Source organism: Plastoroseomonas hellenica, assembly GCF_018129085.1.
GTDB lineage: Bacteria > Pseudomonadota > Alphaproteobacteria > Acetobacterales > Acetobacteraceae > Plastoroseomonas > Plastoroseomonas hellenica.
Map to the genome: position 1 here is coordinate 98,262 of NZ_JAAGBB010000013.1, position 13,132 is coordinate 111,393.

Sequence of the window (13,132 nt, forward strand, 5' to 3'; positions counted from 1 at the left end):
CTTCTGCTGGTAGGAAAGCCGCGCTGGCGTCTTTGTTCGTTGGGCCCATGGCCGTTGCAATAGTCTCTCAGGCGCGGCGGCGATCCGCCCAATCCCGCACCTGGTAATAGGTGCCGACGACGGGGATGAACCAGGGTACGCCGTGATAGAGGGGGTGGGTCGGCGCGCCGCCGGTGTCGAAGGCATTCACCGGCGCGGAGCCGCCCTCGATGATCTTGCGGGCGATGCCGTGGCCCAGCCAGTTCATCATCACGATGCCGCTGCCGTTGCAGCCCATCGCGTAGTGGATGCCGTCGTGCTGGCCGATATGCGGCACATAGTCGAAGGACACAGCGACCTTGCCGCCCCAGCTATTGGTGATCCTGACACCCGCGAGCTCCGGGAAGCGCTCGGTCATCAGGCGATGCAGAATGGCGGCGGTCACCCGCTCCTCCGCCGGGAAGAAGCGGGCGCGGCCGCCGAACAGCAGCCGGGTACCGTCGGGTGACAGGCGATAGTGGTTCACCACCCGCCGGGTTTCGGAGACGGCGCGGTCGCGCGGCATGATGCGCTGCGCCAGGCCCGCCGGCAGCGCCTCCGTCGCGATCATGTGGGTGGTCACCGGCAGCGCGCGGCGGCGCAGCGCCGGGATCAGCGGGCCGGTATAGCCGTTCGTGGCGATCACCACCTGGTCGGCGCGCACCGTGCCGCGCGGCGTGCGCACCTGCCAGCCGCCCGGCACCCGCTCGATCGCCTGTACCGGCGTCATGCCATGGGCGCGGGCGCCGGCCGCGCGCGCCGCGGCCAGCAGCCCGCCAAACAGCTCGGCCGGCTGCAGATGCCCGCCGCGCCTGATCAGCACGCCGCCGGCATAGAAATCACTGCCGATCTCCGCGCGCATCGCCTCGCGCGAGATCATGCTCGCCTCGGCACCCGCATGGGTGTTGAGGTCGTCCAGGCGGGCCTCCCAGCTCTTGCGGTGCGCCGGCGTCCATAACGCGGTCAAGCGGCCGGAGAGGCGCCAGCCGCAGCGGATCTGGTGCCGCTCGATCGTGGCCTCCAGATGCCGCATCGCGGCGGCGGCATCGCGCAGCAGGGCGTGGCGGCGCTCGACGGCGGCGCTGCGCGCGATCGCATTGCCCCCGCCCGGCGTCTTGCCGACATTGGCCCCGCCGGTGACCTGCCCGCCGGAGCGGCTGCTCGCACCCCAGCCGAGGCGCTCCGCGTCCAGCACCAGAACGTCGCGCCCGTGTTCCGCCAAGGTCAGCGCGCAATGGACACCGGCGTAGCCGGCGCCGACCACGAGCACGTCGACCGCCTGGGGCAGCTCGGCGGGCGGATCCTCGGGCGGGGTGAAGCCGTCCCACCACCAGGGCGTGGTGCGGAAGCCCTCCGCGAAGACGGCGTCGCTGGCCATGGCGCTCACTCCGCCGCCATGCGCCGCGCGGCGAGGGCGCGGAGCTGCGGCAAGCTCGCGAAGAGCTGGTCCCAGGCGGCGCGCACCGCGGCCGCGCCACCGCGCTCGACCGTCACCGTCTCCATCAGGCGGCGCTTCACGAAATGGCGCCAATGGACCGGCAGGTCAGCCAGGATCTCCGTCAGCGCGCCATAGGCGTCCTTGTCCCAGATGCGCTCGAAGGCCTCGCGTTCCGGCCCGAAGCCGAAATGCGGGAGAGGGGCATTGCTCCGGCGTTTGGCACGCAGGACCTCCGTTGCCACCTCGTCCAGCGCCTCGCCGCGGATGACCACGCCGTAATCGGCCTCCGCCGCGTCCTGCGTGACATAGCCACAGACGACGTCGCGCAGCACGCGCGCGGGCTCGCGTTCCAGCGGATCGCCGCGCCCGCCGCCGCCGGGGGAGGTGATGGAGACGATATCGCCTGGGTTGGCGTTGAAGGTATCGACGTTGTTCAGCACGCGCTCATGTGGTTGGCCGGGATTGAGCAGCATGCGCGACGGCGCGCCGGGGCCGCCGCCGAGGATGCCCCAGGCGCGGAAGCGGCAGCGGTCGCGGTTGCGGGCGGTGATGCGGGTATTGGGCGTGAAGGCCTCGAACTCCATCTTGGTGGCGAGGCCGCCGCGCCAGCGCCCGGCACCGCCGGTGCCGGAGGCGAGGCCGTAATGGCGGAAGCGGATCGGCACCTCGGCCTCGGTGATCTCGATGGGGGTGTTCTTGAGATAGGCGGCATCGGCGCCCGATCCGTCGGTGCCGTCGCCATGCGGCATGCCGCCGCCGCCGCCGACCACCGGGTTGATGGCGGCGATCATCGCCTCCCCGGTGCGGTCGTCATGGGTCATGACGTTGACGATGGAGGAGGAGCCGGCGGGTGCGGCCGGCATCCGCTCCGGCATCGCCAGGCCGAAGACGCCGAACATCAGGCTGCGCAGCCTCGCGCAGGTGAGCGACCGCATGCCGACCGCGGCCGGGAAGGACGGGTTCACCACCGTGCCTTCCGGCAGGATGCAGGTGAAGGGCCGCGTCAACCCGTAGTTCAGCATGAGGTTCGGGTTGAGCGAGAAGAGCACGTAATAGACGCCGACCAGCATCAGCGTGTGGCGCGGGTTGCCCCCCGTGGGCACGTTGAGCGAGGAGGTGAGCTGCGGATCACTGCCGGTGAAGTCGAGCTCCGCCGCATCGCCCCGGATGCGCAGCGTCACGGCGAGCCGCGCCGGATGACCATCCGGCCCATCTTCATCCGCGAAATCGGAGAAGAAGTAGTCGCCATCGGGGATGGAGCGCAGGATCTCCCGCGCCTGGTGCTCCGCATAATCCTGCAGGTCGGACAGGCCCTGGACCAGCGTTTCCGTCCCGAAGCGTGCGATCATCTCGCGCAGCTTGCGCTCCCCGGTGTTCAGCGCGCCGACGAAGGCCTTCAAATCGCCGAGGTTCTGCTCGGGCTTGCGCACGTTCAGCAGCATCACGTCGAGAAGCTGCTGGTTCAGCACGCCTTCGCGGTAGAGGAAGGACGGGCGGAAGCGGATGCCCTCCTGATGCACCTCGGTCAGCGCGCGGGAGAGGCTGGCCGGCACGGCGCCGCCCATATCGGTGTTGTGGATATGGCCGGAGACGAAGCAGACCAGCTTGCCGTCGTGGAAGATCGGCTTCCACATGTGCAGGTCCGGCACATGGGTGGAGAGGAAGCCGGAATAGGGATCGTTGGTGAAGGCGATGTCGCCCGGCCGGTAATCCTCCAGCATCGCGATGGCCTTCCCGTAGTTCAGCCCGGGATACCAGGTGGCGCCGAGGTCCATCGGGACGCCGACCGTATGCCCGGCCGCGTCCAGGACCTGGATGGTGAAGTCCTCAGTCTCCTTCACGAAGGTCGAATGCGCGGTGCGGTACAATGTGTAGGCCATGTTCTCCGCCGCGGCGCGGCAGTGATTGGCCAGGATCTGCAGGGTGACCTTGTCGATCGCCATGGCTCTCACTCCGCCACGTCAAGGAGGATGTTGCCCATCGCATCGACATGGGCGGCGAAGCCGGGCGGGATGCAGCTCGTGGTGTCGTCCTGCGCCACCACGCAGGGGCCGGCGAAGTGCTGCCCGGCGGCGAGGGCGGCGCGGCGATAGAGGGGCACCTCATGCCAGCCCGCATCGAAGAAGACCCGCAGCATCCGCTCCGGCACCGCATCGCCATCGCCGCGCGGCGGGGGCTGCATGGCGGGGCGTGGCGGGCTGCCCGCCATCACCAGGCGCAGATTGACGATCTGCGCCGGCGCCTCGCGGTCGGCGAAATCGTAGATCGCCTCATGCGCCGCGTGGAAGGCATCCGCGATGGCCACGGTGTCACCCGCCTTCACCGCGGCATCCGGCAGCGCCACCTCGATCTCGAAGGACTGGCCGCGATACCGCATGTCGGCGAACCAGGTGGCCTGGGCCGGACCTGCGAAGCGCTGCTCCTCGCGTAGCCAGGTGAGGCCGAGCGCTTCGAGCGACACCGCCTCGCGCGCGATGCGTGGGCCTTCGGCAGGCTCGGCATCGGCGAAGAGGGTGCGGATGAAGTCGTTGCGGATATCCGCGACCAGCCCGCCAAGCGCGCTGACCACGCCGGGCCGCGCCGGCACCATCACCCGGCGCATGCCGAGCTCGCGGGCCAGGAAGCAGCCGAGCATCGGCCCGGCGCCGCCGAAGGTCAGCAGGGCGAAGTCGCGGGGATCGACGCCGGACCGCGCCACCAGCTTGTTCACCTCGACGAACATGCCGGAGATGGCGATCCGGATGATGGCTTCCGCCGCCGCCTCCGCGCTGAGGCCCATGGGCTTCGCCACCGTCTCGATCGCCGCGCGCGCCAGCGCCGGATCGGGGCGCAGCGCGCCATAGGCGAGCTCGTGCTGGCCGAGAAAGCCGCAGACCGTGAAGGCATCGGTGATGGTCGGCCGCGTGCCGCCACGCCCGTAGCAGGCCGGGCCGGGGTCGGAGCCGGCGCTTTCGGGGCCGACCTTCAGCACGCCAAAATCATCGACCCAGGCGATGGAGCCGCCGCCATCGCCGATCGAGGTGACCGAGACGGTCGGGATGTAGAGCGGCAGGTCGCCGATCTTCTCGCCGAGGCCGTATTGCGGCTGGCCATCGACGATCAGCGCCACATCCGCGCTGGTGCCCCCGATGTCGAGGGTGATGACGTGATCCTGCCGGGCCTGGCGCGCCAGGAACGCCGCGCCGATGACGCCGGACGCGGTGCCGGAGAGCACCATGCTCACGCAGTTCCGCTTGCCCAGTGCCGCCGACATGATGCCGCCATTCGATTTGGTGATCAGCGGCTCCGCCGGCACGCCGCGCGCCTTCAGCCCGCCGATCAGGTTGTCGAGGTAGTCGCGCACCTTGGGGTGGACATAGCCGTTGATCAGCGCCGTGGTGGTCCGTTCATACTCGCGGATCACCGGCCAGACCTCGGTGGAGCGGAAGACGAAGAGCTCCGGCGCCACGCGCTCCGCGATCGCCGTCGCGCGTTCCTCATGGGCCGAGTTGCGATAAGCGTTGAGGAGGGAGACGATGATCCCGTCCACGCCCTTCGCTTGCGCTGCCTTGACGGCACGCACCACGCTCTCCTCGTCGAGCGGCGCCTCTTCTTCGCCATCGGCCAGGATGCGGCCGGTGACGCCGAAGACGCAGTCGCGGGACACCAACGGCGCGCCGCGGCGGGAAAAGAGGCTGTAGGCCTCCGGCATGCGGAGCCGCGCCAGCTCCACGACATCCTCGAATCCGGCGGTCGCCAGCATCGCGAGCCGCGCGCCCTTGCGCTGGATGACCGTGTTGATGCCGACCGTCGTGCCATGGACGAAGCTCGTGATCTGCTCCGGTTCGGCGCCATGCCGCTCCCGCAGGATCTCGAGGCCGCGCAGCAGCTCGGCGCCGGGGGTCGCCGGCGTGGTCAGGACCTTCAGGCTGTGCAGCTCAGCCGTGTCCTCGTTCCACAGACAGAAGTCGATGAAGGTGCCGCCGATATCGACGCCGACGCGAAAGCTCATGCCGTACCGCATCCCATTCCGTGCCCTGACCGGGCGCAACGGCTGCCGATTATGGGCATGGAAGGCTGGTGATCCACACCAGATTTGGCGCAATGTCATATCCTGCGGTTATGGGATTCGCGGGATGAACGCGCGCCAGATCGAGATCTTCCACGCCGTGATGCGCATGCGCAGCGTCACCGGTGCAGCCGCCTTCCTCGGCATCTCCCAGCCCGCGGTGAGCAAATCGCTGAAGCAGGCCGAGGATGGCATCGGCTTTCCGCTGTTCCGCACCGTGAAGGGGCGGCTGCTGCCGACCGCGGAAGCCGAGCGCCTGCTGCCCGATGCCGAGCGCATCCTGCGCGACGTCGCCGCCTTCACCCGGCTCACCGGCGAGATCAGCACGGGCGGCGCGGGCCTGGTGCGTGTCACCGCCTCCTCGTCCCTTTCCACCGCCCTGATGCCGCGCGCGGTGGCGCGATTCCAGCGCAGCCATCCGCTGGTTCGAGTCTCCTCCCATCTGCTGCCCGCCCGGGACGCGGCGGAGACGGTGCTGGCGGGTCAGGCCGATCTCGGCCTCTGTCTCTCGCCGGCGGCGATCCCGGGGCTCGCGGTGCGCAGCCTGCCGGGGCCGCGGATGATCGTGATCGCCCCGGAAGGTCATGCGCTGCTGCGCCGCCGCGTTGTGCAGCCGACCGACATCGCGCCCTATCCGCTCGTCTCCTTCGGGCAGGAGACCTATTTCGGGCAGGTCCTGGACGAGACCTTTGCCGCCGCGGGGCTGAAGCGGGAAGTGGCGCTGCAGGTGACGATGAGCATCTCCGCCGCCTGCCATGTGCGCGCCGGTGCCGGCGTCGCGATCGTGGATGGTTTCACGCGCCAGCTCGGCCTGGCCGGGCTCGGCTGGCGGCCCTTCGTGCCCACGATCCTGCTGCCGGTGACCCTGATGACGCAGGAGACGCGGGCCGTGCCCCAACTCGCCGCTGCCTTCGCCCAGGCGCTGGCGGCGGAGCTCGAGGATATGGCGGCATGAGCAGGTGGCGGTTACGCCACCATCACCATTCCATCCCGTTGCGGATCCGCGCCGCCGCTGCAGACGCCATCCCGGATCAGCAGGCCATGCGGGGCGCCGAAGGCGTAGCTCTGGTAGGAGCGCGCGATCGGATAGCCCATGTCCGTCAGCGCCGCGGTCGTGGCGTGCGGGATGCGGTTGGCGACGTCGATGGTGTCGCTGAGCGCCACGATGCGGGGCGCCGCGACCGCCTCGCTCATGCTCATGCCGAAATCCACGACGTTCATGATCGCCTGCGCGATGGCGGGCACGATGTAGGTGCCGCCGGGGGCCGCCAGCACCATGCAGGGCTCGTCGTCGCGGAACAGGATGGTGGGCGCCATGGCGCTGGCTCGGCTCTTGCCCGGTGCGATGGAGGCGGCGCGGCCGGGGCGCGGATCGAAGCCGCTCATGCAGCCATTGAACATGAAGCCCAGGCCTGGCGTGATGACGCCGGAAGGAATGCCCAGCGTATGCGTCAGCGCCACCGCATTGCCCGCGGCATCCACGACGCAAACCACGGTGGTGTCCGGCGGGTCCCTGGGTTGCCCCGCGCGCGGCACGCTCGCCTTCTCGCCCGCGCGGATGCGCGCCGCGAGCCCGGCGCAATGCGCACGCGACAGCAGGCGGTCCAGCGGCACGTCGACGAAATCGGGGTCGCCCATATGGGCGTCCTTGTCGATGGTCATCCACTTCATCGCCTCGGCGAGGATGTGGAGATGCTCCGGGCTGTTGTGTTCCAGCGCGCGAAGGTCGAATTCCTCCAGGATATGCAGCAGCTCGATCAGTGACCCGCCGCCGGCCGGCGGCGGGTTGGAGGCGACGCGGAGGCCCCGGTAGGAACCCCAGCTCGGGGCCTTCTCCCGCACGCGATAGCCAGTCAGGTCCTCCATGGTCATCAGCCCGCCCCTGGCCCTGAAGTCGGCCACCATCTCCTCCGCGATCGCGCCGCGGTAAAAGATGTCGGCGCCGCCCCTGGCGATGCGCTCCAGCGTGCGGGCCATGTCCGGGTTGTGCAGCGTGTCGCCCGGGCGCTTCAGCGTGCCGTCGGGGCGGCAATAGACCTGCCGGCCGGTCTCGCTGAAGCGGAGCTTGTCCGCGGTGTTCACCTGCCCGTCGCCACCATGGTCGATCGCCCAGTAGTAATGGACATAGGGCCGCACCATGACGCCGCGATGCGCCTGGGCGATCGCCGGCGCCATGACATCAGCGAGATCCATGCTGCCGAAGCGCGACAGCGCCTCGGTATAGCCCGCGACATTGCCCGGCGTGCCGACCGAGCCGTAGCCGATGTCGTTGCTCTGGTCCCTCAGCAGGAAGACGAAGCCGTCGCGCGACTGGCCGATGAACTTGTGGGCCCACATGGTGGGGGTTGCCGCCAGCGGCGCGCGGGCGAAGAATTCCAGCACCGTGTGCACGCCCCGCTTCGGCATGCAGATCTGCATGCTGCCGAAGCCGCCGATGCCGCACATCTGCGGATCCACCACGCCCTGGCTGAAGGCGCAGGCGATGGCGGCATCCACCGCATTGCCGCCGCGCCGCAGCACCTCGACCCCCGCTTCCACCGATTCCGGCTGGGGTGCGACCACCATGCCCCGCATCCGACGTCTCCCTTTTCAGTGCATCTCTAATCCGGCGTGATGCCGGAGGCCTGGATGACCGGTGCCCAGGTGGCGACTTCCTGCCGGACGAAGGCCTGGGCCTCATCCAGATAGAAGCGCCCGGCGCTGGTCGCGGTCTCGGCGAAGCGACGCTGCACGGCGGGCTGGGCCTGGGCATGGCGCACGGCCTCGGCCAGCCGCTCCAGGATCGGGCGCGGCGTGCCGGCGGGCGCGGCGAGGCCGGCCCAGCCATCCGCCACCACATCCGGATAGCCGAGCTCGCGGAAGGTCGGCACATCCGGGAATTCGGGCGCGCGCTGCGGCGCCGAATTCGCCAGCGGCCGCAGCGCGCCGGAGCGGATATGGGCGCTGGTCGCGGTCAGGCTGTCGAGGACGCTCGGTACCACCCCGGCCAGCACGTCGGTGATCGCCTGGGTGGAGCCGCGATAGGGCACATGCTCCAGCGCCGCGCCGGTGGCGCGGGCGAGCCGCAGCCCCAGCAGATGCGCGACGCCGCCGACGCCGGAGGTGCCGTAATCCATCGGGCGCTGCCGCGCCGCGGCCAGGTAGTCGGCAAGGGTGCGGATCGGCAGGCGCGGATCGACCAGCAGCAGATAGGGCGTGCCCATCATGATCGCGACATGGGCGAAGGAACGGTCGGCATCGTATTGGATCCGGTCGCGATAGAGCGTCTGCCCGATCGCGAGGCCACTGATCGTGGTGACCAGCAGGTTGTAGCCATCCGCCGGCGCCCGCGCGGCGAGACCGGTGCCGAGGGTGGAGCCGGCGCCGGCGCGGTTGTCCGGCACGATGCTCTGGCCGAGGAAGACCGACATCTCCTGCGCGATGACGCGGGCCGCGATGTCGGTGGCGCCGCCGGCGCCGAAGGGCACGATCATGCGGATCGGCTGCGCCTGCGGCCAGGGCGCGGCCTGCGCCAGGGCGCGGCTGCGCGCGGTCAGTGCGCCGAGTGCCGCGGCCCCGATCAGGCCACGTCGCGTCACGCTTGCGGACACCGGCGCGGCCATCACGTGGCGCGCGCCAGCAGCAGGAAAGCCGGCACCGCGAATTGCGCGAAGCTCCTGACCAGCGGCAGGTCCGCCTCCGTGTACCAGCCTTCCTGGTGCATCAGGTTCACCTGCCCGAGGGTGCAGCCCTGCCACCGCACCGGCGTGTTCATTGCGCTGCCGCAGCCGAGGCTGCTGGCGCCGGCATGATCGGCATAGCTGTCGCGCAGCTCGGCCGCACTGCGGACCAGGATGGGGCGGCCATGCTCCATCAACTCCCGCATCCGGGGCGCGGTGGAGGCAGGCTTGCGATGACCCAGCGGATAGAGTTCCGGATGATTGGAATGGACGCGCTCGGCCTCCAGCCCGCCGGGGTAGTGGATCTGGATGGTGCAGAGGCGATGGCCCACCGCCGCTGCCAGTGCTGCGTCCAGCGCTCGGAAGGTGGCGAGCGGTTGCGCCGCCTCGGCCTGGGCCAAAGCGAGGGCGGCCAGATGCGGCAGCGGATCGGGGCGCATCAGGCGGGCCTCGCATCCATGGCGAGGGTGCGTTCGTCCGAACGCGGCTGGAAGGCGATGCCGCGGCGCACTGCCCAGAGATTCTGCAGCATCAGCAGCGGGATCACCGGTACATCCGCGGCGGTACGCTCGGTCGCGGCGATCAGCAGCGCTTCCCGCTTCGCCTCATCCACCTCGGTGACCGCGGTGGCGATCATCGCGTCCAGCGCCGGGTTGCTGTAGCGGCCGTAATTGTAGAGGCCGAGGCTGCGGTCGCGATCATGGGTCGCGAAGCACTGGGTCAGCATGTAGCCGCCTTCGAAGGTGGCGCTGCCCCAGCCCCAGAGGCCCATCGCGAATTCCTGCCGCCCGCCGCGCACCACATAGCTGCTCCAGGGCAGGGCCTCGACCGTGGTCTGCACGCCGATGCGGGTCCACATCTGTGCCACCGCCTGCGCCAGCCGGGCATCATTGGGGTAGCGGTCATTCGGCGTGTGCAGGGTCAGGCGGAAGCCGTCGCGCAGCCCGGCCTCGGCCAGCAGCCGCCGGGCGCGGTCCGGGTCGGCTTCGGGGGCCGCGACATTGGGCGCGTAGGAATAGGCACCGGGCGGCATCCACTGGCCGGTCGGCGTGGCGGTGCCGAGCATGACCCGCTCCGCCAGCGCCGGGCGTTGCAGCGCGAGCGACAGCGCCTGCCGCACCCGGAGGTCGCGGAAGGGGTTGCGCGGCAGGGGATTGCCGCGGGCATCCGTCACGAAGGGGCTCTCGCCTTCGCGCGACAGATCGGGTGCGAGATAAATGAAGCGGATGCCGGGGATGGCGGCGACATTGACGCGGCTATCCTCGCGCAGCCGCGGCAGGTCGTTGACCGATGGTGTGTCGATCAGGTCGACATCGCCCGAGAGCAGCGCCGCGGTGCGCGCGGCGGGGTTGCTGATCAGGCGCAAGGTCACGCTGTCCCAGGCCTGGCGCTCACCCCACCAGCCGTCGAAACGCGCCAGTTCCACCTTGCTGCCCGGTGCGAAGGAGGCGAAGCGGTAAGGCCCGGTGCCGATCGTCGCGCGGCCGGCGTGATAGTCGGCGGTGGTCGCACCCTGGCCGACCCGGCGGGAGACGATGCCGACATAGGTCAGGTTCGGCGGCAGGTCTGGGGCAGGGGCTGGCGTGTGCAGGCGGATGGTCAGCGGGTCGATCACCTCGACGCGCCGCACCGCGCGCAGGAAGCCGCCGAAGCCACCCGGGCTGTTCGGCACGTCGCGGGCGCGTTCGAAGGTGAAGACCACGTCGTCAGCGGTGAAGTCGCCGCCGTCATGGAACTTCACGCCGGGGCGCAGGTGGAATTCCCAGACCGTCTCCGACAGCGGCGCCCAGCGCAGCGCGAGGCCCGGGATCAGCCTGCCATCCGGCGCGCGGTTGATCAGCCGCTCGAAGATATGCATCGCGACCGTGTGGTTCGGCACCGCGTGATAGAAATGCGGATCGACCGTGGTGAAGGCGCCACCGAGACCGATCTCGAGTTTCTGCGCGGCGAACGCGGGGCGGATGCCGCCGAAGGCGCCGAGGATTGCGGAGGCGGCGAATAGGTCACGACGACGCATGGAGGCTCCTGAAGTCTCTGTGCTCAGCGATGCGGCCTGAGCGGCAAGTCGAGCGCGGATGCATGGTCACCACCGCGCAGCAGCGCCAGCCTTGGTGGGCGGCCATGCGGCACCTGCACGCAATGATCGGCGTCGGCGCCGGCGATGGAAAGGCGGATGCGGCTGCCGGCGCGGAACACCCAGGATGTCGGCAGCAGCGGGATGCGGATGCGCACCGTCTCCCCGGGGACCAACGGCGCCGCGTCCTGCCGCCGGAAGCTGCGGAAGGGCCAGGTGGTGCGATAGACGGACGGGGCTGGGCTCTCCTTCCGGTGCAGCGCGCGCAGCAGGCCTTCGGTGACGTAGCGGGTGGTGCCGTCGGCCTCGACCTCCGACAGGTAGACGAAGATCGCGGCATCGGGTTCGCTCGCCGTCAGCCAGAGATCGGCGATGCCATGTCCGGTCAGTTCCATCGCCTGCGGCAGCGGCGCGGTGGACCAGCCGGCCAGCTTCGCTTCCCGCGCCGCCCAATCGGCGTAGTAGGTGGTGCTGTTGATGCCGGCGATGCGTTCATAGCGCGTGCCATGGCCGCTGCCAGCAGCGAAATCCGCACGGGTCTCGTCGCGGCCCGGCGCACCCGGTGCAGTGTCGGTGAGCTCACCGCCTGCGGCCAGATGCAGGCGCCGCGTTGCTTCGAGCGGCGGCCAGGAAGACGCGGCCTGCCAAGTCTCCGCATGCATGCTGAAGTAGTGGATGGGGGCTTCGGCGCCGATGCCGCTGTCGCGGCCCATCAGATAGTGGTCGAAGAAGCGCAGCGCCTCCCCAAGCAGGGAGAATTGCGGATCCTGCTGCTCCCGCCAGGGCGAGACGTTGCAGCGCGCGCCATGGTCCCAAGGGCCGAGCAGCAGATGCACCGGATTGTCTGATAGCGTCAGGAAGCGCGAGATCGCGCCATTGGCATAGCCGGCCCCGTCCATCCAGCCGGAGACGGCGAGCACCGCCACATCCTTCCTGATGCCCTCGGCGACCGAATAGGGACTGAAGCTCGCTGAGCTGAAGCCGGGGTCATAGGGCAGGGAATCTTCGCGGAAGCGGAACTCACCCATGAAATCGGGTTGGCGGAAATTGCCGAGATGCTCGTGCAGCGCCTCGGCGAGCAGCGCGCCGTCCACATCCTCATCCACCGGATGCGGCCCCGCCAGATCCGGATTGGCGTAATAGACATAGTTGCGCAGCAGGTCGCGCCGGTCGTGGTCCATTGCGACCATCAGCGCGTCATAACTGCGCGCCAGCTCCTTCAGCAGGATGCCGCCGGGGTAGTAGTTGTCGGCATAGGTGTCCCACACCGCAAACAGCGGCGCGATCGCCTTCACCGCCGGATGGCCGGTGCTGGCCAGGAAGTCGGATGCGGCGCCGGGGTAGGAGATGCCGGTGGCGCCGATGCGTCCATCCGACCAGGGCTGCGCCACGATCCAGTCCGCGATCTCGCGGCTGTCCTCCCGCTCCTTGGGGGATCGGAAGCTGTCGCGCGTGCCGAAGCTGGCGCCGGTGCCGCGCACATCCGCGGCCAGCACCGCGTAGCCGCGGGGGACGAAGAAGCGGATGAACTTGCCGGCGTTCGGGATGGCATCGCCGCTGCCACCCTCGCGCAGCCGGAAGCGGCGGTAATAGGGCGTCAGGATCACGATGGTCGGCAGCCGGCCGCTGGCGCCTTCCGGCAGCCAGAGATCGACCGCGATCCGGCACCCATCCCGCATGGCCAGATAGCGCGAGGCGGGCGCTTCCGGCAGCGCGAAGGCGACTTCGCGTGCCGCCGCATAGGCGGTGGGGGAAAGGCGCCAGGCGCTGCTGTTCAGATCGCTGTCGGACACAGGGACACTCCCGCCGGGCGCATCGCCGCCCGAACCGCGGGAGCCTTGTCGCTTGCGGTATCTGCGTCAAATGCATTATTCGGCGAAAAACATGCGCTTTCC

The 13,132-nt window shown here is 69.8% G+C and carries 9 protein-coding genes; 1 reads left to right on the plus strand and 8 read right to left on the minus strand.

Going from position 1 to position 13,132, the window contains the following annotated elements:
• Positions 1-67: 67 nt before the first annotated feature.
• The 3 genes from GXW71_RS12685 to GXW71_RS12695 are packed head-to-tail and all read right to left on the minus strand — an operon-like array spanning position 68 to position 5,447.
• Positions 68-1,396, minus strand: coding sequence for an NAD(P)/FAD-dependent oxidoreductase (locus GXW71_RS12685; protein ID WP_211852884.1), 1,329 nt, complete (start codon positions 1,394-1,396; stop codon positions 68-70).
• Positions 1,397-1,401: 5 nt separating this feature from the next.
• On the minus strand, positions 1,402-3,399 hold the full coding sequence (locus GXW71_RS12690) for a hydantoinase B/oxoprolinase family protein (protein ID WP_211852885.1): 1,998 nt from the start codon (positions 3,397-3,399) through the stop codon (positions 1,402-1,404).
• 5 nt (positions 3,400-3,404) lie between these two features.
• On the minus strand, positions 3,405-5,447 hold the full coding sequence (locus GXW71_RS12695; RefSeq protein ID WP_211852886.1) for a hydantoinase/oxoprolinase family protein: 2,043 nt from the start codon (positions 5,445-5,447) through the stop codon (positions 3,405-3,407).
• Positions 5,448-5,571: 124 nt separating this feature from the next.
• Between GXW71_RS12695 and GXW71_RS12700 the strand changes: the two genes are divergently transcribed.
• Positions 5,572-6,459 carry a LysR family transcriptional regulator gene (locus GXW71_RS12700; RefSeq protein ID WP_211852887.1) on the plus strand — a complete coding sequence of 296 codons (888 nt, stop codon included), beginning with the start codon at positions 5,572-5,574 and terminating at the stop codon, positions 6,457-6,459.
• Positions 6,460-6,470: 11 nt separating this feature from the next.
• On the opposite strand, the gene ggt is transcribed toward GXW71_RS12700, so the two are convergent.
• From ggt to GXW71_RS12725, 5 genes are read right to left on the minus strand one after another with little or no spacing between them, the layout of a single operon-like run.
• On the minus strand, positions 6,471-8,069 hold the full coding sequence (ggt, locus tag GXW71_RS12705) for a gamma-glutamyltransferase (RefSeq protein WP_246526518.1): 1,599 nt from the start codon (positions 8,067-8,069) through the stop codon (positions 6,471-6,473).
• A gap of 35 nt (positions 8,070-8,104) precedes the next feature.
• Positions 8,105-9,082: a Bug family tripartite tricarboxylate transporter substrate binding protein gene (locus GXW71_RS12710; RefSeq protein WP_367617296.1), complete on the minus strand. Its 978-nt coding sequence runs from the start codon at positions 9,080-9,082 to the stop codon at positions 8,105-8,107.
• A 23-nt stretch (positions 9,083-9,105) separates the two neighbouring features.
• The gene (locus tag GXW71_RS12715; RefSeq protein WP_211852890.1) at positions 9,106-9,603 is read right to left on the minus strand and encodes a GAF domain-containing protein; all 498 of its coding nucleotides are present in this window, start codon (positions 9,601-9,603) and stop codon (positions 9,106-9,108) included.
• Entirely contained in the window at positions 9,603-11,180 is a 1,578-nt protein-coding gene (locus GXW71_RS12720) for an ABC transporter substrate-binding protein (protein WP_211852891.1), read from the minus strand. Before GXW71_RS12720 ends, GXW71_RS12715 begins: the two co-directional genes overlap by 1 nt.
• A 23-nt stretch (positions 11,181-11,203) precedes the next feature.
• Entirely contained in the window at positions 11,204-13,030 is a 1,827-nt protein-coding gene (locus GXW71_RS12725; RefSeq protein ID WP_211852892.1) for a CocE/NonD family hydrolase, read from the minus strand.
• Positions 13,031-13,132: the final 102 nt, after the last annotated feature.

Coding starts and splice junctions, on each gene's coding strand:
- GXW71_RS12700 (WP_211852887.1), top strand. CDS start 5,572: ATGAACGCGCGCCAGATCGAGATCTTCCACGCCGTGATGCGCATGCGC.
- GXW71_RS12720 (WP_211852891.1), bottom strand. CDS start 11,180: ATGCGTCGTCGTGACCTATTCGCCGCCTCCGCAATCCTCGGCGCCTTC.
- GXW71_RS12715 (WP_211852890.1), bottom strand. CDS start 9,603: ATGCGCCCCGATCCGCTGCCGCATCTGGCCGCCCTCGCTTTGGCCCAG.
- ggt (WP_246526518.1), bottom strand. CDS start 8,069: ATGGTGGTCGCACCCCAGCCGGAATCGGTGGAAGCGGGGGTCGAGGTG.
- GXW71_RS12695 (WP_211852886.1), bottom strand. CDS start 5,447: ATGAGCTTTCGCGTCGGCGTCGATATCGGCGGCACCTTCATCGACTTC.
- GXW71_RS12690 (WP_211852885.1), bottom strand. CDS start 3,399: ATGGCGATCGACAAGGTCACCCTGCAGATCCTGGCCAATCACTGCCGC.
- GXW71_RS12685 (WP_211852884.1), bottom strand. CDS start 1,396: ATGGCCAGCGACGCCGTCTTCGCGGAGGGCTTCCGCACCACGCCCTGG.